Here is a 22,191-nt window from a genome sequence, read left to right as displayed (position 1 = left end):
GAAGGACCGCTGCACGGTCTGCACCTCGCCCGCACCGCCACAGGTCTCACAGCGCACCGGCTTGGAGTTGCCGTTGGTGCCCGCGCCCTGGCACAGATCGCAGAGGATGGCGGTGTCGACGGTCAGATGCTTGGTGACGCCGACCGCGCACTCCTGCAACGACAGTCGCGTGCGCAGCAGCGAATCCGCGCCCGGCTGCACACGTCCGCGCGGCTTGCGGGAGCCGCCGCCGGAGGCGTTCATGCCGCCGAAGAAGGCCTCGAACACATCGCCGAGGCCACCGAAGCCTGCGCCCGAGAAGCCGCCGCCCATGCCGCCGCCGGATTCCAGCGGGTCGCCGCCGAGGTCGACGATGCGTCGCTTCTCCGGATCCGACAGCACCTCGTAGGCGCTGGAGACCTCGCGGAACTTCTCCTGGGCCTCCGGCTCCGGATTCACGTCGGGATGCAGTTCACGCGCCAACTTGCGGTAGGCGCGCTTGATCTCCTGGTCGGTCGCGTTGCGTGCGACGCCGAGCAGTGCGTAATAGTCCCGTGCCACGTGCGCTCTCTAGTCCTGTTTCGTCTTCAGCCAGCTCACCGTTCGGCGAGCACTTCACCGATGTATCGGGCGACAGCCGCCACCGAGGCGATGGTTCCCGGGTAGTCCATGCGGGTCGGCCCCAATACCCCCATACCTCCGAGCACCGTACCGGGCATCCCGTAACCGGTTGACACCACGGCCGTCCCACGCATCTGCTCGAGCTTGGTCTCCTCGCCGATCTGCACCGTCACCGTACCCGGGACCTGCGCCGCGGCCAGCAGCTTCAACACGATCACCTGCTCCTCGAGGGCCTCGAGTACAGAACGCAGGGAACCCGGGAATCCGTTCCCGGCGAAGTCGGAGGCATTGCGGGTGAGGTTGGCGGTGCCGCCGAGGACCAGGCGTTCCTCGGGATGCTCGACGAGGGTCTCGACCATGACGGTCGAGACCCGGATGAGTACGTCGCGCAGCTTCGGCGGGGAATGTTCGGGGAGCTCGGCGACCGAGGCGGAGGCGGCCGCGAGGCGCTTGCCCTCCATCGCCTTGCCGAGCATGCCGCGCAGGGCGGCCAGGTCTTCCTCGCTGATCAGATTGCCGAGATCGACCAGGCGCTGATCGACGCGCCCGGTGTCGGTGATCACGACCAGCAGCAGCCGCGCGGGGTTGAGGGCCACGACCTCGATGTGGCGCACGGTCGACGCCGACACCGTCGGGTACTGGACCATGGCGACCTGCCGGGTCAGCTGGGCCAGCAGCCGGACGCCGCGGCGCAGCACATCGTCGAGGTCGACGCCGCTCTCCAGGAATTCCATGATGGCCCGGCGCTCGGCATTCGAGAGCGGCTTGACCTCGGAAATGTGGTCGACGAACTGGCGATAGCCCTTGTCCGTGGGAATACGACCCGATGACGTATGCGGCTGGGCGATATAGCCTTCGGCCTCCAGCACGGCCATGTCATTGCGGACCGTCGCACTCGATACGCCAAGGTTGTGCCGCTCGACCAGGGTCTTGGACCCGATCGGCTCCTTGGTTGCGATGTAGTCCGCCACGATGGCCCGCAGGACCTCGAGCCGGCGCTGCTCGGTGCTCGACATGGCCCCACCTCCTCGCGCGAATTTCCAGGATTATCCACCCTAGTTTAGTGACCCCTTGTCAAGTTGCTGTGCGACCGCCCGTCAGCTGCGCGGAGTCACCCAACCGCCCGGTGTGCGACCGTGCTTCCACTTGATGCCGCATCCGACGCTCGGAGTGTGCGGTTCGGGGACGGGTTGCCCGGCGAGGACGAAATCGACGGCCTGCCTCAGCGACGAGCCATCGACGGGCTCGTCATTGCCGGGCGTCGCCGCGTCGAACCGCCCGCGATAGGCCAGCCGCCGCTCACTGTCGTACAAGAACAGGTCCGGCGTGCACGCCGCCTGATACGCGCAAGCCACCTCCTGCGACTCGTCGATCAGGTACGGGAACCCAAACCCGGCCCGCCGCACTTGATCTCGCAAATGCGCGGCGTCGTCATCGGGATAGTTGACGGTGTCGTTGCTACAAATCGCGACCGTTGCCAGCCCCCGCTCGGCGAGCTCGGCCGCCACGATTCCAAGCTCCGTCTCGATCTTGCGAACGTACGGACAGTGATTCGACAGGAACACCACCAGCAGCGCCGGCTCCTTGAACGAGTCCAGCGAAACTTCACCGCCATCCACCGCGGGCAGCGTGAATTCCGGTGCGGGCGTGCCGATCGGGACCATGAACGATGCGAGCGCCATGACCCATTGTCACCGACCGGCGCGGGGCGGTGGGTCAGCTCAGCAGGTCGCGCACTACACCGTCGGCGAGGAGACGGCCGCGATCGGTCAAAACCAGGCGGTCGCCGGTGAGTTCGGCCAGGCCGTCGGCGATTACGCGGTCGGCGGCGCGGCGGCCGGCGGGGTCGAGGTCCTCGAGGGGGAGGCCGGTGCGGAGGCGGACGGTGAGCATGACTCGTTCGGTGTAGCGCTCTTCGGCGGTGAGGGACTCCCAGCCTGCGGCGGGGAGGACGCCGGTGGCGACTCGATCCGCGTAGCGCGCAGGGTGTTTCACGTTCCACCAGCGGGTGCCGCCGACGTGGCTGTGCGCGCCCGGGCCCGCGCCGAGCCAGTCGCCGCCGTCCCAGTAGCCGAGGTTGTGGCGGCAGCGGCCCGCGTCGGAGGCCGCCCAGTTGGAGACCTCGTACCAGTGCAGGCCCGCGGCTTCGAGACGGGAATCGATGCGCTCGTAGCGGGCGGCGAGAACGTCGTCGTCGGGGGCGGGGAGTTCGCCGCGGCGAACCCGCCGGGCCAGCGCCGTGCCGTCCTCGACGATCAGCGAGTAGGCGGAGACGTGGTCGACGCCGGCGGAGAGCACGGCATCGAGGCTGGCATCGAGATCGGCGTCGGTCTCGCCGGGGGTGCCGTAGATGAGGTCGAGATTCACATGCTCGAATCCCGCTTCACGCGCCTCCCGAGCCGCAGCCACAGCCCGGCCGGGAGTGTGGGTGCGGTCCAAGATCTTCAGCACATGCTGCGCCGCCGACTGCATGCCGAGCGAGACCCGGGTGTACCCGGCCGCCCGAATCCGCTCGAAGAATTCAGGCGAAGTGGATTCCGGATTCGACTCCGTCGTCACCTCAGCGCCGGGAGCCAGCGTGAAGTTCTCCCGAATCGCATCGAGCACCCCCGCCAACCCGTCCCCACCGAGCAGCGACGGCGTCCCACCGCCCACGAAGACAGTCTCCACGGCAGGCGTAGCCGACGGCAGCGCATCGAATTGCGCTGCGGCAGTGGCGAATTCCCCCCGCAATGCCTCGAACCACGACTCCGGCGAGGACGAACTCCCCAACTCCCCCGCCGTATAGGTATTGAAGTCGCAATACCCGCACCGAGTCGCACAGAACGGCACGTGCACATAGATCCCGAACGCCCCGCCCCCGAAATCGCGCAGCACCGGCAGTCCGGCGTCATCCGCCGCGGCATTGCCGGAGGTCCGTTCGGGAGCAGTCGAGGTCACCCCACCAGTGTGACCGGTTACCCGCGTCACAACTCACCCGCCCGCGCCCGGTCTCCCGCCCGACCGGCGAGATACGGCGAATCCGGGTACATTCCAAGGGATTTCGGTGGGCCGGGTGGAGGCTCCGGAAGCGGATGGGGATCCGATGATCGAGGTGCCGCGGCATGAGATCGATGTCAGGTCGATCAGGGAAGTGGACGAGGGGTCGGTAGCGCCGGTCGTGGGCCGGGCGCGGATGCCGGTGCGGGCGGCGGGGCCGAATTTCTCGCGGTCGATGGATGGGGCAGTGCTGGCTCGGATGCTGATGGTGGATCCGGCCGGGTTGCGGTCGCGGACCTGGTTTTTCGCGCGGTCGGCCGAGCAGACGATCACGCGGCGGTTCCGGGCGAACGGGATCGAGTACGGGTTCGATCGGCACGACAAGGTGGCGGGTTGGCGGGCGGCGTTCTGGTGGGCGCTGATCGCGCGGGACTTCGAGGCCATGGGCGAGCTGGTCGAGTATCCGGTCGAGCGGCTGTGGGAGCTCGGCGACGGCGCGTTCGACACCTTCCAGTACGAGTGGGTGCGACTACTCCAATGGGCCTGGCGCTTCGGACCCAAGAGCGTCTACGAGTCCGTCCGGGCCCTCGACACCACCAGCAAGCTCGGCGCGCAACAGGTCACCGACCTGCTCCTGCGTCCCGCCATCGACGTCTTCCTGTGCCTGGCCGACGGCGACTCCGACGGCTTCGACCGCCGGCTCGCCAACGCCCTGCGCCTGCATCGCGCCTTCTTCGACACCGAAACCTGGGGTCACGACCCCGAGGGCGTCATCTCCCTCCCCCTGCTGGCCCTGACCTGCTGGGCCCGCGACCTCGGCTATCGCACCGTCGTCCGCTCCCCCTACCTCCCCGCGGGTTTCATCGATCGCCCCGACTGGGTCCGCTCCCCCGAGCTGGCCGATGAGCTGAACCGAATCGAGTCGGCGAAGGCCCGATTGATCCCGCGATGATCGGAACCTGATCGATCTATGACACCTGTCACAAAACGAAACATATATCCAGGGGATTTCCCGGAAAACTGAGGAAAATTCGATCCGGCAGTCGGATCGACCCTGCTGACGTGGCACAATAACCCTCATGACTGGACTTGGAGTACGACTCGTGGCGCGTCGCCATGTCGACTTCAAGCGCGTCTGCAGCGCGAGCTGTCTGCCGGGAAGCCTCCGGTAGATCGGCTCCCCTTCCCCGGAATCCAGCGTTTTTCTGACGCTGTAAGAGCCGGTTCTCTGATATCGGAGGCGTGAGCCAGCCCCTCCCGCCTGCCCGCAAGACCTTCAGGAGCGACCCCCATGACGTCGAGCACCGACGCCACTTCCGATAACGCTCACTCCGCCCGGCCCGAGAAGCCTGCCTCGGAACGACGCGTGCGTCCGGACCGTCCGCGCTCGGAAGCGCCCGTCGCCCCGCGCGAGCGCACAGCCCGCCCGGTCAAGCGCAAGTCGGAGGGGCAGTGGGCGCTCGGCTACCGCGAGCCGCTCAATGCCAACGAGCAGTCCAAGAAGGACGACAACCCGCTCAATGTGCGCGCGCGCATCGAGAACATCTACTCGAAGCAGGGTTTCGACTCCATCGACAAGAGCGATCTGCGCGGCCGCATGCGCTGGTGGGGTCTCTACACCCAGCGCGAGCAGGGCTACGACGGCACCTGGACCGGCGACGAGAACATCGACATCCTCGAGGCCCGCTACTTCATGATGCGGGTGCGGTGTGATGCCGGCGCGCTGAACCTGAAGCAGCTGCGCACCCTCGCGGAGATCTCCACCGAGTTCGGCCGCGACACCGCGGACCTGTCCGACCGCGAGAACATCCAGTACCACTGGATCGAGATCGAGAACGTGCCGGAGATCTGGCGGCGGCTCGAATCGGTCGGCCTGCAGACCACCGAGGCGTGCGGCGACTGCCCGCGCGTGGTGCTGGGCTCCCCGCTGGCCGGTGAATCGCTCACCGAGATCATCGATCCCACCTGGGCCATCGACGAGATCGTGAAGCGCTACATCGGCAAGAAGGAGTACTCCAACCTGCCGCGCAAGTTCAAGACCGCCATCTCCGGCCAGCAGGACGTGGTGCACGAGATCAATGACGTCGCCTTCGTCGGCGTCGTGCATCCCGAGCACGGTCCGGGCCTGGACCTGTGGGTGGGCGGCGGCCTGTCGACCAACCCGATGCTGGCGCAGCGCGTCGGCGCGTGGGTGCCGCTCGAGGAGGTGCCGGATGTGTGGGAGGCCGTGGTCTCGCTGTTCCGCGACTACGGTTACCGCCGCCTGCGCACCAAGGCGCGCCTGAAGTTCCTCGTGAAGGACTGGGGCATCGAGAAGTTCCGCGAGGTGCTCGAGACCGAGTACCTGAAGCGCAAGCTGATCGACGGCCCCGCGCCGGAGCAGCCGAAGCGTCCCATCGACCACATCGGTGTGCAGAAGCTGCGCAACGGGCTGAACGCGATCGGCTTCTCCCCCATCGCAGGTCGCGTGTCGGGCACCATCCTGACCAAGGCCGCCGAGGCCATCGAGCGGGCCGGTTCCGACCGGGTCCGGTTCACCCCGTACCAGAAGCTCATCGTGCTCGACGTGCCCGACGACAAGGTCGAGCAGCTGATCGAGGAGCTGGAACCGCTGGGCCTGCACGGCCGTCCGTCGCACTGGCGGCGAAACCTGCTGGCCTGCAGCGGCATCGAGTTCTGCAAGCTGTCGTTCACCGAGACCCGCAAGCGCTCGCAGGCGCTGGCGCCGGAACTGGAGCAGCGGCTGGCCGACATCAATGCGGAGCTCGACGTGCCGATCACCATCAATATCAACGGCTGCCCGAACTCCTGCGGTCGTTCGCAGATCGCCGACATCGGCTTCAAGGGCCAGCTGGTCGACGACGGTGACGGGAATCAGATCGAGGGCTTCCAGGTTCACCTCGGAGGCAGCCTCGGTTTCGACTCCGCCTTCGGCCGGAAGTTACGCCAGCACAAGGTCACCGGCCAGGAAGTCGGCGACTACATCGAGCGCGTCGTGCGCAACTTCGTCAAGAACCGTGATGAGGGCGAGCGTTTCGCGCAGTGGGCTGTTCGTGCCGAAGAAGCAGACCTGCGGTAGTTAGGGGAATCAGCAATGACTACAACGAAACTCGCGGAATCCGAGCTGCGCGCCCTGGTCGAGAAGGGTAATGCCGAACTCGGTCCGAACGCGACCGCGCAGGAACTGCTGCAGTGGACCGAGGACACCTTCGGCTCGAATTACATTGTGGCGTCCAATATGCAGGACGCGGTGCTGGTGCAGCTGGCCGCCCAGGTCCGCCCGGGCGTGGACGTGCTGTTCCTCGACACCGGCTACCACTTCGCCGAGACCATCGGCACCCGTGACGCGGTCGAGCTGGTGTACGGCGTGAACATCGTGAACGTGACGCCGGAACACAGTGTGGCCGAACAGGATCAGCTGCTGGGCAAGGATCTGTTCGCCCGCGACGCCGCCGAATGCTGCCGCCTGCGCAAGGTGGTCCCGCTGAAGAAGTCCCTCGTCGGATACAACGCCTGGGTGACCGGCATCCGTCGAGTGGAGGCGCCGACTCGCGCCAACGCACCCCTCATCTCCTACGACGAGGGCTTCGGCCTGGTGAAGATCAATCCGATCGCCGCCTGGTCCGATGACGAGATGGCCGCGTACATCGAGGCCAATGGCATTCTCGTCAATCCCCTTGTGGAAGAGGGCTATCCCTCCATCGGTTGCGCTCCGTGCACGCGGAAGCCGGAACCGGGATCCGATCCGCGATCCGGCCGCTGGGCCGGGCTCGCCAAGACCGAATGCGGGTTGCACGCGTCATGACCTCTCTCGAGACTGAGTTCGACACCTTGGCCGCGCTCGAATCCGAGTCCATCCACATCTTCCGTGAGGTGGCGGGCGAATTCGAGCGTCCGGTGATCCTGTTCTCCGGCGGCAAGGACTCCACCGTCCTGCTGCACCTGGCGATCAAGGCCTTCTGGCCCGCGCCGCTGCCGTTCGCGCTGCTGCACGTGGACACCGGGCACAACCTGCCCGAGGTGCTCGAGTTCCGCGACAAGGTGGTCGAGAAGTACGGGCTGCGACTGCATGTCGCGTCGGTGGAGGACTACCTCGCCGACGGCCGGTTGCAGGAGCGCCCGGACGGCATCCGCAACCCGCTGCAGACCGTGCCGCTGCTGGACGCCATCAACGAGAACCGCTTCGACGCGGTCTTCGGTGGCGGCCGCCGCGACGAGGAGCGTTCGCGGGCCAAGGAGCGGATCTTCTCGCTGCGCGACGCGTTCGGCCGCTGGGACCCGAAGCGGCAGCGGCCGGAGCTGTGGAACCTGTACAACGGCAAGCACGCTCCCGGCGAGCACGTGCGCGTGTTCCCCATCTCCAACTGGACCGAACTCGACATCTGGCGCTACATCGCGCGCGAGGACGTCGAGCTGGCCTCCATCTACTACGCCCACGAGCGCCCGGTGTACCTGCGCGACGGCATGTGGATGACCCCCGGCACCTGGGGCGGCCCGGCCGAGGGTGAGGAGCTGCTGACCAAGTCGGTGCGCTACCGCACCGTCGGCGACGGATCCACCACCGGCGCAATCATTTCCGACGCCGCCGACAATGACGCGATCCTCGCCGAGGTCGCCGCGTCCCGGCTCACCGAACGTGGCGCGACCCGAGGCGACGACCGCGTCTCCGAGGCAGCCATGGAAGACCGCAAGCGAGAGGGTTACTTCTGATGTCCGACCTATTGAGACTGGCCACCGCCGGATCGGTCGACGACGGCAAGTCCACCCTGGTCGGACGACTGCTGTACGACACGAAATCCGTTCTGGCGGACCAGATCGACGCCGTCACGCGCGCCTCGGTCGACAAGGGTCTGTCCACCCCGGACCTGTCGCTGCTCGTCGACGGCCTGCGCGCCGAGCGCGAACAGGGCATCACCATCGACGTGGCGTACCGCTACTTCGCCACGCCCAAGCGGTCTTTCGTACTCGCCGACACCCCGGGCCACGTGCAGTACACCCGTAACACGGTGTCGGGCGCGTCGACGGCGCAGCTGGTGATCCTGCTGGTGGATGCCCGCAAGGGCGTCATCGAGCAGACCCGCCGCCACGCCGCCGTCATGGCACTGCTGGGCGTGCCGAAGCTGGTGCTGGCCGTGAACAAGATCGACCTGGTCGATGATCCGGCGGGCGTCTTCGAGCGGATCAAGTCCGAATTCGCCGAGCTGACAACGAAACTCGGCTGGGCGGCCGAGGATGTGCAGGAGATCCCGGTCTCCGCGCTGCACGGCGACAATGTGGCCTCGCGGTCGGAGAACACCCCGTACTACACCGGCCCCTCGCTCATCGAGCACCTGGAGTCGGTGCCGGTGGACGCGGACGCGCACGGCCGCCACGAGGTGGGTCTGCGCTTCCCGGTGCAGTACGTGATCCGTCCCCGCACCGCCGAGTACCCGGACTACCGCGGTTACGCGGGTCAGGTTGCGGCGGGCGTGGTTTCGAAGGGCGACGAGGTCGTGGTGCTGCCCTCGGGCACCCGCACCACCGTCGAGCGCATCGACACCCCCAATGGTGAACTGGTCTCCGCGCAGCCGGGCCGCAGCGTCACGCTGATCCTGGCCGACGACGTGGACGTGTCCCGCGGTGACGTGATCGCCGCCGCCAAAGGCGCGCCCGAGCCGATCGACTCGTTCGACGCCACCGTGTGCTGGCTCGGCGACAAGCCGCTGCGCCCGGGCGCGCGCCTGCTGCTCAAGCACGGCACCCGCACCACCCAGGCCATCGTGGGCGCGCTCATCGAGCGCTTCGACGAGCAGCACCTGTCCGCCGATCCAAACCCGGAGTCGCTGGCGCTCAACGACATCGGCCGCATCTCGGTGCGCGTGGCCGACCCGATCGTGGCCGACGACTACAGCGTCAACCGCCACACCGGCTCGTTCCTGCTGATCGATCCCGCGGGCGGCAACACCCTCGCGGCCGGCCTGGTCGGCGACGCGCTGACCGCCGTCGAGGTCGGCACCGAGACCGAGTTCGCCGCCGAAGCCGGGGTCTGACGATGAATTCGCCCGGCAACGGCGCAGTTCCGGCCGTCCTGCCGGGCGGGGCGGCCCGCCCCTTCCGGATCGAGCACGCGCCCGCCCTGATTGCCGTAGCGCACGGCAGCCGCGATCCGCGTTCGGCGGAGACCATGCGAGCCGTGGTCGCGCAGATCGCGGCCCAGCGTCCGGATCTCGATGTGCGGCTGGCATTCCTGGACCTGAGCACGCCTTCGGTGGATCAGGTCGTGGATGCGGTTGCGGCCGACGGACATTCGCATGCCATCGTGGTTCCGCTGTTGCTGGGCAGCGCTTTTCACGCGCGCGTCGATCTACCCGGCCTGCTCGACGCGGCCCGGGCCCGGCACCCCCAGCTGCGCCTGACCCAGGCCGACGTGCTCGGTCCCGATCCGCATCTGATCATCGCCCTGCGCGATCGCATCGTCGAGGCGCTCCAGACCGACCACCCCACCCGTCATTCCGGCATGTTTTTGGCCGGAATCCACACTGCCGGTATGGATCCCAGCCAAAAGCACGCTGGGATGACGGGGGAGATACACGTACCCCGACTGGGCATTGCCGTTGCCGCCGTGGGCTCTTCGTCCGCGACCGCCAACACCCGTACCGGTGATGTGGCGCGTCTGCTCACCGCCCTGACGGGCTGGGACACCGAGATCTGCTTCGCCACCACCGAACCCACGCTGCTCAAGGCCTTCGCCCGGCTGCGTGCCCGCGGCGCGGATCGCATCCTGGTGGCACCGTGGTTCCTGGCGCCCGGGCTGCTCACGGATCGTCTCCGCGAAGCCCTCCCCCAGATCCCGCACGCCGACACCATCGGGGCGCACCCGCTGCTCGCGGAGGTGGCGCTGGATCGCTATGCCACCGCCGCTCTGCCACTGGAACTTTCGGCCTGACCCACCCTCACGCCAGGAATTCCAGGAGCAGCTCCGTCGTGCGCTCCGGAGCCTCCTCTGGCAGAAAGTGCCCGCAGGGCAGCGATTCCCCGCTCACCGTGTCACACCACTGACGCCAGATGCGCAGCGGATCCGTTGCGCCGTCGGCGATTCCGCCGGACTCTCCCCAGAGCACCAGGGTCGGGCAGGTGATCTTGCGCCGGCCCCGGTCGAGATCGTCGTGTATGCGGTCGAGGGTAGCCGCGGCCCGATACTCCTCGCAGATGGCGTGGACGGTCCGCGGATCGCGGAATTGCGCCCGGTAGGCGGATCGCAGATCGGGCGGGAACGCGCCCGGCGTGCTCGACCAGTTGTCGAGCATGTAGTCGACCAGTACGTGGGGCGAGCCCGAAATCAGCCGCTCCGGAACGGGTTCCGGGGCCGCCAGGAACGACCAGACCCAGAACCCCTCGCCGAGCCCGGCACGAAACACCTCACCGGTAGGAATAATGTCCAGCACCCCCAGCCGGGTGATGATCCCGCGATAGTCCAGCGCCATCCGATAGGCGCACCGCGCTCCCCGGTCGTGCCCGATCACCGCGAACCGCCGATGACCGAGCGTCGCCATCACCTCCACCTGTTCCGCCGCGATCTCCCGCATGCTGTACGGGCCGTGATCGGGCGTACTGCGCGGCGTCCCGCTGCCCCCGTACCCGCGCAGATCGGTCGCGACGACGGTGAACCGCTCGGCCAGCTGCGGCGCGACCCGATGCCACATCAGGTGCGTCTCCGGAATCCCGTGCAGCAGCAGCACCGCCGGGCCGCTGCCCGCCGTACGCCCGTGAATCATCCCCGCCGCCGTCGGAATGTCGAATACCTCGAAGTCCGTGAAGTCCACAGTCCACCTCCGTATCAATGGTGCGGGACGGGCGGGCGCGGCGCCGGTCGATGGCGATACGGCTCGGCCGGCACAGATTCAGATCGGCCGATGGGGATACAGCTCAGCGGGTTTGGGTGCCGGGATCCGAGGCCGGGAGATACGGGATGAGGGTGTGGGCGAGATTGGTGATGGTCAGGGATTGGAGCCAGACCCGGCCGGGGCCGGTGAGGGCCGCCAGGAAGAGGCCGTCGCCGCCGAAGAGCAGGTTGCGGACGCCGCGGATCATGGTGATGTCGAAATCGACCGAGGCGTCGAACATTCCGATGTGGCCGGGATGCACACGCAGGGTTTCGCCACGGGCCAGGTCGTATTGGACGACCTCGCCGGAGAGCTCGACCCAGGCATAGCCGTCACCGGCGAGCCGCTGGAGGGTGAAGCCCGCGCCGCCGAAGATGCCCGCGCCGAGGCGACGCTGGAAGCTCAGCGCGATCCGCACATCGCCTGCGGCGCAGAGGAATCCGTGGCGGTGCACCAGGTACTCGCGGTCCTTCGCGACCTGGACGGGCAGGATCTGGCCGGGCAGTTTGGCGGCGAAGGAGACCATGCCCGGATCGCGGTGGGCGGTGTATTCGGTCATGAAGAGCCCGGCTCCGGCCATCGCGCGGCGGACCGCGCCGAGCACGCCTCCCGCCGCGGCACGGGTGGAAGTGCTCAACCGGATCGAATCGGTCATCCACGAGAGCTGCCCCGCTTCGGCAATGAGCCGATCCCCGGGTTCCAGCGCGACCTCGAGCACCGGCATGACGGTTCCCCGAATTCTGGCGTCCATCAGGTGTCCCCTCCCGCGTTCACGACTCACACCAGTGTGCCCGGCCGCAGGCCGTGTCGGGATCGTGTCCGACTTGCCACCGGGGCATCCTTCTTAGTAATTTAGGCTTTCCTTACCTAATAGAAGTGGCTCGACATGCTCCAGACCAGCGGCCTCCGGTACCGCGCCGGAACCACGGGAATCGCGCACGATTCCTGGCCCATCGCGGCCGCCTACGCCCTGCTGGCCACCGGCAGCCTGGCCGCGGCCGTCTGGATCGCCGCCCACGTCACCGCCAGCCCGGCCGTGCACACCGGCGGACTGTTCGTGCACCTCGCCTCGCTGGTGATGGGATTCGGCGGCGTGCTCATGGCCGACTCCTTCGTATTGCGCTGGGCCGCAGGCCGTCTCAGCCTCGCCGAGACACTGTCGGCGGTGAGTCGGCTGCATGTCCCGATCTGGCTCGGGCTGGCCGGGCTGGTGGCCAGCGGCTGCGTGCTGGAACCGAATCTGGCCTCGACCATGACCCGCACCAAGCTGGCACTCGTACTGATGCTGACCCTCAACGGGATTCAGGCCTGCGCGCTGAACCGCCGCCTGCGGGCGCGCGGCGACATCCCCTTGACGCCGCGTCTGCTGGCCTGGGGCGCGGCCACCGGACTGGTGTCGCAGGTCTGCTGGTGGGGCGCGACCGCCATCGGCTTCCTCAACGCCCAGCGCTGAACCGGGTACCACGGCACTGAACCGGGACCGGACCGCCGCCCGATACGCTGGGCGAATGATCAAGGCTGCGGTATTCGATGTGGGCGAGACGCTGATCGACGAGACGCGCATCTGGTGCCGCTGGGCCGACCGGCTCGGCGTCCCGCGCTTCGCGTTCCTGGGCGTGATCGGCGGCATGGCGGCCATCGGGCGGCCGCTCACCGACGCGTTCGAACTGGTGCGGCCGGGCCTGGATCTCGAAGCCGAGCAGATCGCGTGGGCGGCCGAGGAGCCGGACAGCCTTCGCAACAACTTCGACGCCGACGACCTGTACCCGGATGTGCGGCGGGCGCTGGGCGAGCTGCGGCGGCGCGGGATCACCGTGATCATCGCCGGAAATCAACCGCCGCAGGCGAAATCGGCGCTGGAGCGGATGGCGCTGCCGGTCGACGCGGTCTACACCTCGGCCGAATGGGATCTGGAGAAGCCGGATCCCAAGTTCTTCACGCGGGTGGCGGAGGTGGCCGGGGTCGAGCCCGGCGAGATCTGCTACATCGGGGATCGGGTCGACAACGATGTGCTGCCGGTGCTGGCGGCGGGCATGATGCCGGTGCTGATCCGGCGCGGGCCGTGGGGCTATCTCACCGCCGAGCTGCCGGATGCGGCGCGGGCCACGGTCATCGACGGTCTCGACGAGCTGCCGGACCTGCTGTCCCCGGCCTGAATTCGGGTTGCCCCGGCCCGAGTCCATTTACATGACACATCAAGCGTGACGGCCGTTTTCCGCCAGCGCCCGATCCTCGCGCGGCGTTGACTATGACATGTCAACGAAATCGGCTCTACCGCAAGGGGAATGTAGTCATGGATGCTCGCTTCGCAGGCAAGGTCGTGCTGATCACCGGCGCCACCTCGGGGGTCGGCGCGGCCGTGGCCCGGCGGATCGCCGCCGAGGGCGGGGCCGTCGTGCTCGGCGCACGCGGCAAGGAGGCCGGTGACCGGATGGCGGAGGAGATCCGCGCGGCCGGTGGCCGGGCGCTGTTCGTACCCACCGATGTCACCGTCGAGGCCGATGTGGAGCGCCTCACCGGTGCCGCCGTCACCGAATTCGGGCGGCTGGACGCGGCTTTCAACAATGCGGGCGCGGTCAATGCCTTCGGCAATGTGGAGGACATCGACGAGGCCGGATGGCGAGCCGACCTGGAGCTCAACCTGACCGCCGTGTATTACGGCCTGCGCCACCAGGTTCCGGCGCTGGCGGCCAGCGGCGGCGGCGCGATCCTCAATAACGCCTCCAACCTGGGCGTGGTCGGCATGGGCCAGGTCGCGCCGTATGTCGCCGCCAAACACGGCGTGGTGGGCCTGACCCGGGCGGTGGCCCTGGAAGCGGCCGATCGATCGATCCGCGTGAACGCCTTGGTCTCCGGCGCGGTCGACACCCCGGCCTTCCGCAACTCCATGGGCGCGACCCCGGAGGGCGAGGCCGCCATCGCGGCCCTGCACCCCCTGGGCCGCATCGCCCGCCCCGACGAGATCGCCGCCTTCTGCGCCTACCTGCTCAGCCCGGAGGCGAGCTTCATCACCGGTGCGGCCCTCGCCATCGACGGCGGCTTCACCGCCCGCTGACCCGCGCCCCGCGCGATACGTCCCCGGCTGCCGGCCGGATCGCGACGGGCCCACCACCGCGTCCGGGCACTGGAAACGCGGGGTGGGCCGTCACTTTCGACGATGGGCGAGCGGGAGTGCAGGTCCCTCATTCGCCCATCGCCGGTCCAAGGAGCGAGCCGCCATCCGGCTCACTCACCACCGGGGACGAGGTGGGGCGGGTTGGTCAGGCCCGCCACCCACCTACGTCGCCGTGGGGAGGGGACAGATGGTGGGACCCCACCGCCCAGCCTCCCCCGCAACCCCCGCCGGCGTGTGGGACAGCACGCCTACCGAGGGAAAAGCCGAAAACCTTCGCCTGCAACGGGTCAGTGGTGGCCACCGCCGCCACCTCCTCCGTTGCCGCCGCCACCGCTGTTGCCGCCATGGCCGCCACCACCACCCATGCCTCCCCCACCGCCCATACCGCCACCGCCACCCATGCCGCTGCCCCCGCCCATGCCACTGCCGCCGCCCGTTCCGCCGCCGGAGTGGGTGCCGCCGGGCGAGGAGCCGCCCGGGCCGCCGCCTGCGGGAGAGCCTCCGCCGGAAGTGGTTCCGCCGCCTGCCGGGGAACCACCGCCCGTGGTACCGCCGCCGGTCGTGCCGCCGCCCGCGGTTGTCCCGCCGGTCGTGCCACCCGCCGTCGTCCCGCCTGTCGTACCGCCAGGGGATGTTCCGCCGGTCGTGCCGCCAGCCGTCGTCCCGCCGGTCGTACCGCCGGGAGATGTTCCGCCGGTTCCGGTTCCGGCGCCGGAGGTGGCTCCGCCGCCGGTAGATCCGGCGGGGTCGCCGGTTGTGCCACCGGTGGTGGTTCCACCACCCGCGGCCGTGCCGGTGCCGCCGGAAGTGGTTCCACCTGTCGTGGTCCCACCGGAAGTAGTTCCTCCCGTTGTGGTGCCGCCCGTGGTGGTTCCGCCTCCGGTGCCGCCTGTGTCGCCGGGGGTCGTTGTGCCCGGTTGCGTTGCGCCATCGGTGGTTCCGGGAGTCGTGCCGCCGGGTTGGGCAGTGCCGGGCGCGGTGGTCCCGGGGTCGACCGTGCCGGGTTGAGTGGTGCCCGGCTGAGTTGTGCCGGGATCGGCCGGGGCGGGCTGGCCGGTGCCGGGCTGGGTCGCACCGGGTTGGGTGCCCGGTTGCGTCGCGCCCGGGACGGTGCCGCCCGGCAAGGTGGTACCGGGTTGCGTTGCGCCGGGGGCGGTTCCGCCCGGGAGGGTCCCGGAGATGGGAGTGCCGGAGGCCGGGGCGGTGGAGCCCGGGACGCTGACCGCCGGAATCTGGGAACCGGGGAAGGAACCCACGGTCCAGCCGGCGAGGGTCGCGTTCTGGAACGGCAGCGGGTTGATGAACTGCGCCGGGTTGGCGTAGGTGACGCCCGGTGTTGCGAGAGCGCGGGTTTCGCAGTGGGTGCCGCCGCTGGTGGTATCGACCGGGCGGCCCTTGACCCAGTTCGGGGTGACGGTCGGTGCGGTGGGGACGTAGGCGCGGATGGCGGCCACGGTGGCGACGGCGTGGGAGCGCTGCTGGCCCGGCAGCGCGGCGGCGTCCTCGAAGAGGATGACGTCACCGTTGCCGAGTGTCGCGGTGCCCGAGTGCGGTTCGGTGGGTTCGGGGGCGGCCTGCAGGCCGGGCGGGGCGGCGACCGGCCCGCCGAGCACGGTGGCGGCGGACATGGCCAGCGCGGAAGCCACTGCGGCGCCGGAGATCACGGCCGCGCGCGGGGCGTAGCGGCCGATGGCGGACCCGGTGTCGATGCTGCGGTAGGCGGCGATGGCCGCGCCCACGGCGACGGTGTGCGCGGGATCGGGCGAGATGACGACCGGGCGGCCGAGATCGGCCAGCACCCGCGCCACCTCGGCGGGCCGGGCCGCGCCGCCGATGAGCAGGACGCGGTCGATGTCCTCCATGTGCAGGCCGGCGCGGTGCACCACCGAGCGAACCAGCCGTAGCGAATTGCGAATGTGCCAGCTGCGCAGGCGATTCGTATCGGAGGCGGGCACCACCGCCGACACCGGCTGCGTCCCGCCGGGCGCGATGCTGCGCGCGTACCGGGCCAGCAGCGTGCCCAGCGGGCGGCCGCCGTATTCGGTGGAGCGTTCGGCGCGCCCGAGGATGCCGCGCTCGTCCCGGTCCGCCTCGGTGCGCACCACCGCGATATCGAGGCTGTTCCCGCCGAGGTCGTAGACCAGGGTCAGCCCGAATTCGGAGATGCCGTACTCCTCGTCGAGCCATTCCACCGCCGCGACCGGTTCGGGCATGAGCGTCACGTCCGCGGCCCCGGACCAGTCCAGCGCGCGCCGCAGCCGCGTGACGTGTTTGTCCGAATAGCAAGCGGGATAGGTGGTTACGGCGGGGGCTTCGGGAGCATTGGCCTCGATGAGCCCGTTCACCACGGCCGCCACCAGATCCGCCGGGGACCAGATGCGACCGCCGATGACGACGGGGTCGGGATCGGCCGTGAGATCGGCGAAGTCGGTGACAACCGGGGCGAACCGGGGAATTCCCCCGATATGCGGGCCGCCGGCGCTGTCGAAGGTGACCGCGGTCCGGCGGACGCGCACCGCGGGCCGGTTCCGATCACCGGCCGAGGTCGCCCATACGGAGTTCACTGTGCCGATGCTCATGCCAAAGCCAACTGTCATCGCTATCCCGTCAACGCACCGTGACCACGGCCTCACAGGCGTACCAACCATGTGGTCGCGGTCGTTTTCCAAACAGCGCGTTCAGGTTAGCTGGCGGTAGCGGGACATGAATATCGAATTGAGGGAAAAGATTTCGCGTCCAGTAGCGAAGTTGGCGAATCTACTGGTCAGGCAATCGCCCCAGCAAGATCGAATCCAACTGCGGGACATAAGCAACCGAACAGTCTTTCTCGGTAGTTACAACGCAGCGAACAAACAACTCATACCAACCGGTTTGCAATGAGTGTCCGAAATATAAAACCGCAACGTCAGTTTGGGAGTGTGGATTACCGATCACTGGTCGGTAGCTACCCGGGAATACCCCACGCGGGCCGCTTCACCGTCCGTGATTCGCAATGAAATCTTCTCTACTACCGGTGATGTCGCTCCGAGCAAACGCGGCATTACAACTCGCACAACACCATCGGTACGTTGCGTACGAACCCGCCCCGAGGATTCGCAGCCGAACCATGATGGGATACCTTGCCCGGCACGAAAGGTCACCGGATCCGGCACAGAGGTGTCCGTCATCCCGCCCGTCATCCCGACACTGCGAAGGCCGCCGCACGCGCAGGGGGTGGGCGTGCGGCGGCCTTCTATGGGGCGTCGCCGAGAAGGGGTGGGTTCAGCGACGCACCAGCAGGGGAAGCCTGCGGCGGGGGCGGTTGACGGCGCCGCCGCGAATGACGTGCGGCTGGCGCTGACCGACCAGTCGGTCGAAATCGCCTGCGCTGCGCGGCGGTTGGGCCAGGCGCCCGGCATTGAAGTCGTCCACCAGCTGACGCACGGTCTGCTGCGCGCACGACTTGTTGGTGCCGATGAACCCGGTCGGCCCGCGCTTGATCCAGCCGGTGACATACGCACCGGGCACCACCGCGCCACCGGACTCCTCGGTCACCCGGCCGTCCGTGTTCGGAATGATCCCGGCCCGCTCGTCGAACGGCAGCCCCGACAGCGCCACGCCCCGGTAGCCGACCGAGGTCAGCACCAGCCCGGCGGCCAGGGTCTCGACATCCTCGGTGGGCACCGCGTGCACCGCGCCGTTGTCACCGGTGACGAGCTCGTTGCGCACCACTTCGATCCCCGTCACCCGATCCACCCCGGCAATGGCCTGGGGCGCGGACAGGTACCGGAACACGATGCGTTTGCGGCCACCCACAGGGCGATCGGCCAAGCCGCGCAACAGCTTCAGCTTGTGCTCGACCTTCTGCGACATGCCCTCGACGATCTCCGGAATCTCACCCTCGACCACGATGTCGACATCCGCGCCCAGCAGGCCCACGAATTCCGGCACGGTGAAGGCGGATTCGGCCGGACCGCGTCGCCCGAGGATCACCACTTCCTCGATATTGCTGCGCCGCAAGGCCGTCAGCGCCCGCTGCGAGACGTCGGTGCTCGCCAGCAGTTCCGGATCGGTGGTCAGAATGCGGGCCACGTCCAGCGCCACATTGCCGTTGCCCACGATCACCGCGCGCCGCTGCGACAGGTCGAAGTACCGGCCCGCCTGCTCCGGATGCCCGTTGTACCAGGCGACGAAGTCGGTGGCGGAGACGCTGCCCGGCAGCCCCTCCCCCGGAATCCCGAGCTTGCGGTCCGAGGACGCGCCCACGGCGTAGATCACCGCGTGGTGGTGCGCCAGCAGTTCCTCGTGCGAAACATGTTCGCCCACGGTCACATTCAGGTACGACCCGAATCCCGGCTGCGCCGAGATCACGTCGAAGAGGTCGCCCACCTTGCGGGTCTTGGTGTGATCGGGCGCGACACCGAAGCGGGCCAGCCCGTAGGGCGTGCTCAGCTTGTCGAATACGGTGACGGAAACCCCTGGCTGCGTGAGCAATTCGTCGGCCGCGTACATGGCCGAGGGCCCCGACCCGATGACGGCCACCCGCAAGGGTTCCCGTCCCGGCTTGACCGCCGCCGCGGGAACCGGCTTGGCCAGCAGCGGCCGCGGCCGCTCCTGCCGGTAGAAGTCGGCATTGATCTCGATGAACGGAAGCTGTTCCTCGGTGAGCTTTTTCGACGAAGTGATGGCGTCCACCGGGCAGGCGGTGGCGCACGCCCCGCAGTCCACACAGGCCTGCGGGTCGACGTAGAGCATCTCGGCGGTCAGGAAGTCCGGCTCATCCGGGGTGGGATGGATGCAGTTGACCGGGCAGGCGTAGACGCAGGACGCGTCGCTGCAACAGGATTGGGTGACAACGTACGGCACTGGACGTTCCCCTTCCCTACGCGGCCTTGCCGGAGCGGATCGGCTCCGAGCGGTAGCGCGAGGCCGTGCCGGCGATGCCGAACAGCTTCCACACCCGCTTGGAGATCGGGTTCATCAGGCCGATCTCCTGGGCCAGCGCGCGCACGTCGATGAAGTAGTCGCTGAAGACCTGCTTGGCCTCCTTGGAGCCGTAGAACAGCTCCTTGCGCACGTTCTCCGGAATGTCGAACTCGCGGAAGAACTTCTTCGGCGGGGTCGCGATGGAGCGGCCCAGGATGAACATGACGATCGGCATGGCGATCGAGAGCACGAAGCGGTTGGCGACATTGCCCTCGGGCACATGCTGCTTGAGGAATTCGTGCGCGAAGGAGATGTGGCGCGCCTCCTCGGCGACGTGGATGGACATGACGCCGCGCATGATCGGGTGCACCTCCTCACCCGAGCGCAGGATGTCCTTCTGGATGTGGTCGATCGGCTCCTCACCGGCGAGCACGGCCATGAAGAACAGGTTGGGGAACATGACCGCGACGGGCACGCCGAGGAAGCGCAGCTGGCGGACCAGCGGGCCCATGCCGGGCACATCCGCGCCGATGCGGTTCACCATCTCCTGGAACATCAGGGTGTGGTTGAGCTCTTCGGACATCTCGTGGGTGCAGTAGCGGAACTCCGCGTCACCGTTGGGCAGCGAGAAGGTGTGGTTCACCATGCCGCTGATCAGGATCGACTCGAACTGGAGGCCGACCTTGGCGACATTGGCCTGACGGTACTTGCCGATCGCGATCTTCTGCTCGTCGCTCAGCGCCAGGTACCACGGGTGGCGGCCGAGCGGGTCGGCGGACGCGGGCAGGATCCAGCGCTCAGGCTTGGCGTCGGCGTCGAAGTCCGGGTTCTCCCAGTCGATGTCCTCGTAGGGATCGAAGTTCTTGTTCACCGACCCTTCCGAGAGCAGGAGCAGCTTGTTGGCATACTCCTGGGCCTCGGCAACCACGGGGTCGACGGTCGTCGTGGTCGGAGACATCGTCGTCACCTCTCCATAGGAAGCATTTATCTGTGCCCCATGGTTACACCAAACAGAGGAGTCGTCAACAACTGCTCGCAGGCATGCTTGCAGAAGCTAGCACTCCCCCGCCTCCCCGAGACTTCAGCGGGCGGCTAAGAGCCGTAGACAGTCCCATACCCGTACCAGCGGTTAGGCGCCGATTCTATTTTGGACGTACCCGACGAGTTACCCATACGGCACGAGATCAGCCGTCACCCTGGGAGACGAAAATTCAGAGTGCCGCGACTCTTGTGACACGCCGGAACAGACCCGTCAGCGAATGATGGCGATGCCCGCCCGAATCCTGGGCCAGCAGGGCCTGCCGGGCCGCGATGGCCGCGCCGTCGGCGATCGTGCGCTCGGGATCGGAGGCGACCACGACCGGGCGGGCCAATTCCTTGGCCAGGACCTGCGCGACCTCGGGCGGGCGGGCCGCGCCGCCGACGACCAGGATGCGATCCACATCGGCCATGGTCACGTCCGCGATGCGCAGGCATTTGTAGACCAGTGCCAGCGAGCGGCGAATGTGCTCGCCGCGCAACTCCCCCGAATCGGCGTCGGAGAGTCCGCGCGGCACCACCTGGGAGCCCGCGGTGCGACGCAGCTTGCGCGCCACCATGTCTCCGAAGGCCCGGCCGCCGTACTCGACCGAGTGCAGCGGCAGCCCGACCACCGGATTGCTCGGCGCGCCCATGCCCACCCGCAGCAGCGTGATGTCCAGGCCGGACCCGCCGAGGTCGTAGACCAGCGCCAAACCCGGTGTGAGCGGCCCGCGTTCGGCCGCCAGCCAGGCCGCGGCGGCGATCGGCTCGGCCATCAGGGTGGCCTCGGCGAGCCCGACACCGTCGAGGGCGGTACGCAGATCGCCGACCAGATTGGCGGAGTATCCGGCCGGGTGGGTGACCGCGATACCGGCCTCCCCGCTCCCGAGCGGTCCGGTCGGGGGCTGCCCGAGCACCTCCGCGGCCACGCTGTAGGCGACGGTCGCCACCAGATCGGCGGCCGAGAGCGCCCGGTGCCCGACCCGTGCGACGGGCGCCCCGCGCTGGGTGAGGTCGGCGAATTCGGTGATGACCCGCCCGTGCCGGGGAATGCGGCCGACCCGCGCGGTCCCGGAACTGTCGAAGGTGAGGGTGGTGCGCCAGGTCGAGGGTGGAACACCCTTGCGGCCGGGGGGATTCTTTCCCGATCGATCGGCCGCCGTCGAGCAGACCGTATTGACCGTGCCGATTGACAAACCCACACCGAACGCCATCATCCACCTCGATCTGACGAGCCGTTTCACGCCAGCCATCTGACCCGACCCGCATTTATGCAACTCCTGCGCCGGATGCTTGCCAACCACCGGACACGAGGTTGTCCGCACGTGCGCCGGTTCGCCGCGAGAACCGCGCTGTCCAGCCCGACTGGGGGCGAGCAGCCCGCGCGTGTTCGAGTCGCGCAATGTTTGCCCGCCTTCGTCGGTTCGCCGGATGCGGGATAGCAGGTGCCGAACGGTTCGGATGTGACGGGTGGCAATTGCCCGACGGTGGCGGGCACAGCGAAAAGCGCCCCCGCTCCGGTGAATTCGGAGCGGGGGCGCCAGGAGCTGTCCGGACTCTAGCTGGTCGGTGTCTTCAGCATGTTGCTGCTCAGCACCGACACCACGCTGTAGGCCAGGTTGATCAGGTCCGGGGCGATTCCGGTATTGCCCATCAGCATCTTGGCCAGCGGGCCGAAGAACTTGATGGCCGTCTGCACCAGCGAGCTCA

Annotated in this window: 20 protein-coding genes; 10 read left to right on the top strand and 10 right to left on the bottom strand. The window is 68.3% G+C overall.

Features of this window, described 5'->3' with window-relative positions:
- The 4 genes from ON43_RS46150 to hemW form a co-directional block, all read right to left on the bottom strand.
- Positions 1-540, bottom strand: a 540-nt coding sequence (locus tag ON43_RS46150; protein ID WP_040806434.1) for a DnaJ domain-containing protein, incomplete at its 3' end; no start/stop codon positions are given.
- A gap of 35 nt (positions 541-575) precedes the next feature.
- Entirely contained in the window at positions 576-1,616 is a 1,041-nt protein-coding gene (gene hrcA, locus ON43_RS10895) for a heat-inducible transcriptional repressor HrcA (RefSeq protein ID WP_040806432.1), read from the bottom strand.
- 81 nt (positions 1,617-1,697) lie between these two features.
- On the bottom strand, positions 1,698-2,282 hold the full coding sequence (locus tag ON43_RS10890) for a thioredoxin family protein (RefSeq protein ID WP_040806431.1): 585 nt from the start codon (positions 2,280-2,282) through the stop codon (positions 1,698-1,700).
- A 34-nt stretch (positions 2,283-2,316) separates the two neighbouring features.
- Entirely contained in the window at positions 2,317-3,540 is a 1,224-nt protein-coding gene (hemW, locus tag ON43_RS10885) for a radical SAM family heme chaperone HemW (protein WP_373283432.1), read from the bottom strand.
- A 115-nt stretch (positions 3,541-3,655) separates the two neighbouring features.
- Between hemW and ON43_RS10880 the strand changes: the two genes are divergently transcribed.
- From ON43_RS10880 to ON43_RS10855, 7 genes are all read left to right on the top strand, one after another.
- Positions 3,656-4,531, top strand: a complete 876-nt coding sequence (locus ON43_RS10880) for an immunity 49 family protein (RefSeq protein WP_040806429.1) — start codon at positions 3,656-3,658, stop codon at positions 4,529-4,531.
- Positions 4,532-4,658: 127 nt separating this feature from the next.
- A complete protein-coding gene (locus tag ON43_RS47145) occupies positions 4,659-4,751 on the top strand; it encodes an Ms4527A family Cys-rich leader peptide (protein WP_354835468.1) in 93 nt (30 codons plus the stop codon).
- A gap of 119 nt (positions 4,752-4,870) precedes the next feature.
- The gene (locus ON43_RS10875; RefSeq protein WP_083913312.1) at positions 4,871-6,658 is read left to right on the top strand and encodes a nitrite/sulfite reductase; all 1,788 of its coding nucleotides are present in this window, start codon (positions 4,871-4,873) and stop codon (positions 6,656-6,658) included.
- A gap of 15 nt (positions 6,659-6,673) precedes the next feature.
- Complete coding sequence (locus tag ON43_RS10870) at positions 6,674-7,384, top strand: phosphoadenylyl-sulfate reductase (RefSeq protein ID WP_040806423.1); 711 nt, start codon at positions 6,674-6,676, stop codon at positions 7,382-7,384.
- Positions 7,363-8,289 carry a sulfate adenylyltransferase subunit CysD gene (gene cysD / locus ON43_RS10865; RefSeq protein WP_086007926.1) on the top strand — a complete coding sequence of 309 codons (927 nt, stop codon included), beginning with the start codon at positions 7,363-7,365 and terminating at the stop codon, positions 8,287-8,289. Before ON43_RS10870 ends, cysD begins: the two co-directional genes overlap by 22 nt.
- Entirely contained in the window at positions 8,289-9,608 is a 1,320-nt protein-coding gene (locus tag ON43_RS10860; protein ID WP_040806421.1) for a sulfate adenylyltransferase subunit 1, read from the top strand. Before cysD ends, ON43_RS10860 begins: the two co-directional genes overlap by 1 nt.
- A 2-nt stretch (positions 9,609-9,610) precedes the next feature.
- Positions 9,611-10,504: a sirohydrochlorin chelatase gene (locus tag ON43_RS10855; protein ID WP_083913311.1), complete on the top strand. Its 894-nt coding sequence runs from the start codon at positions 9,611-9,613 to the stop codon at positions 10,502-10,504.
- Positions 10,505-10,511: 7 nt separating this feature from the next.
- On the opposite strand, the gene ON43_RS10850 is transcribed toward ON43_RS10855, so the two are convergent.
- Positions 10,512-11,381: an alpha/beta fold hydrolase gene (locus ON43_RS10850; protein WP_040806420.1), complete on the bottom strand. Its 870-nt coding sequence runs from the start codon at positions 11,379-11,381 to the stop codon at positions 10,512-10,514.
- Positions 11,382-11,484: 103 nt separating this feature from the next.
- Entirely contained in the window at positions 11,485-12,192 is a 708-nt protein-coding gene (locus tag ON43_RS10845) for a TIGR00266 family protein (RefSeq protein ID WP_040806419.1), read from the bottom strand.
- Positions 12,193-12,327: 135 nt separating this feature from the next.
- On the opposite strand from ON43_RS10845, the gene ON43_RS10840 reads away from it, so the two are divergent.
- From ON43_RS10840 to ON43_RS10830, 3 genes are all read left to right on the top strand, one after another.
- Positions 12,328-12,894, top strand: a complete 567-nt coding sequence (locus ON43_RS10840) for a hypothetical protein (protein ID WP_245568538.1) — start codon at positions 12,328-12,330, stop codon at positions 12,892-12,894.
- Positions 12,895-12,949: 55 nt separating this feature from the next.
- Positions 12,950-13,597, top strand: coding sequence for an HAD family hydrolase (locus ON43_RS10835; protein WP_174416462.1), 648 nt, complete (start codon positions 12,950-12,952; stop codon positions 13,595-13,597).
- A 137-nt stretch (positions 13,598-13,734) separates the two neighbouring features.
- Entirely contained in the window at positions 13,735-14,496 is a 762-nt protein-coding gene (locus ON43_RS10830) for an SDR family NAD(P)-dependent oxidoreductase (RefSeq protein ID WP_040806417.1), read from the top strand.
- Between the two features lie 347 nt (positions 14,497-14,843).
- Here the strand turns inward: ON43_RS10830 and ON43_RS42375 are convergent, their stop codons facing one another.
- The 4 genes from ON43_RS42375 to ON43_RS10810 all read right to left on the bottom strand — a co-directional run bounded on the left by ON43_RS42375 (position 14,844) and on the right by ON43_RS10810 (position 21,683).
- Complete coding sequence (locus ON43_RS42375) at positions 14,844-17,135, bottom strand: Hsp70 family protein (RefSeq protein WP_051178262.1); 2,292 nt, start codon at positions 17,133-17,135, stop codon at positions 14,844-14,846.
- Between the two features lie 682 nt (positions 17,136-17,817).
- The gene (locus tag ON43_RS10820; protein ID WP_040806414.1) at positions 17,818-19,401 is read right to left on the bottom strand and encodes an FAD-dependent oxidoreductase; all 1,584 of its coding nucleotides are present in this window, start codon (positions 19,399-19,401) and stop codon (positions 17,818-17,820) included.
- Between the two features lie 16 nt (positions 19,402-19,417).
- Entirely contained in the window at positions 19,418-20,419 is a 1,002-nt protein-coding gene (locus ON43_RS10815) for an AurF N-oxygenase family protein (protein ID WP_040806412.1), read from the bottom strand.
- 253 nt (positions 20,420-20,672) lie between these two features.
- Positions 20,673-21,683: an Hsp70 family protein gene (locus ON43_RS10810; RefSeq protein WP_245568537.1), complete on the bottom strand. Its 1,011-nt coding sequence runs from the start codon at positions 21,681-21,683 to the stop codon at positions 20,673-20,675.
- Positions 21,684-22,191: the final 508 nt, after the last annotated feature.

The organism is Nocardia concava NBRC 100430, assembly GCF_000308815.1.
GTDB lineage: Bacteria > Actinomycetota > Actinomycetes > Mycobacteriales > Mycobacteriaceae > Nocardia > Nocardia concava.
Note: the sequence above shows the minus strand (reverse complement) of the source record. Positions and strands in the feature narration are given on the sequence as shown.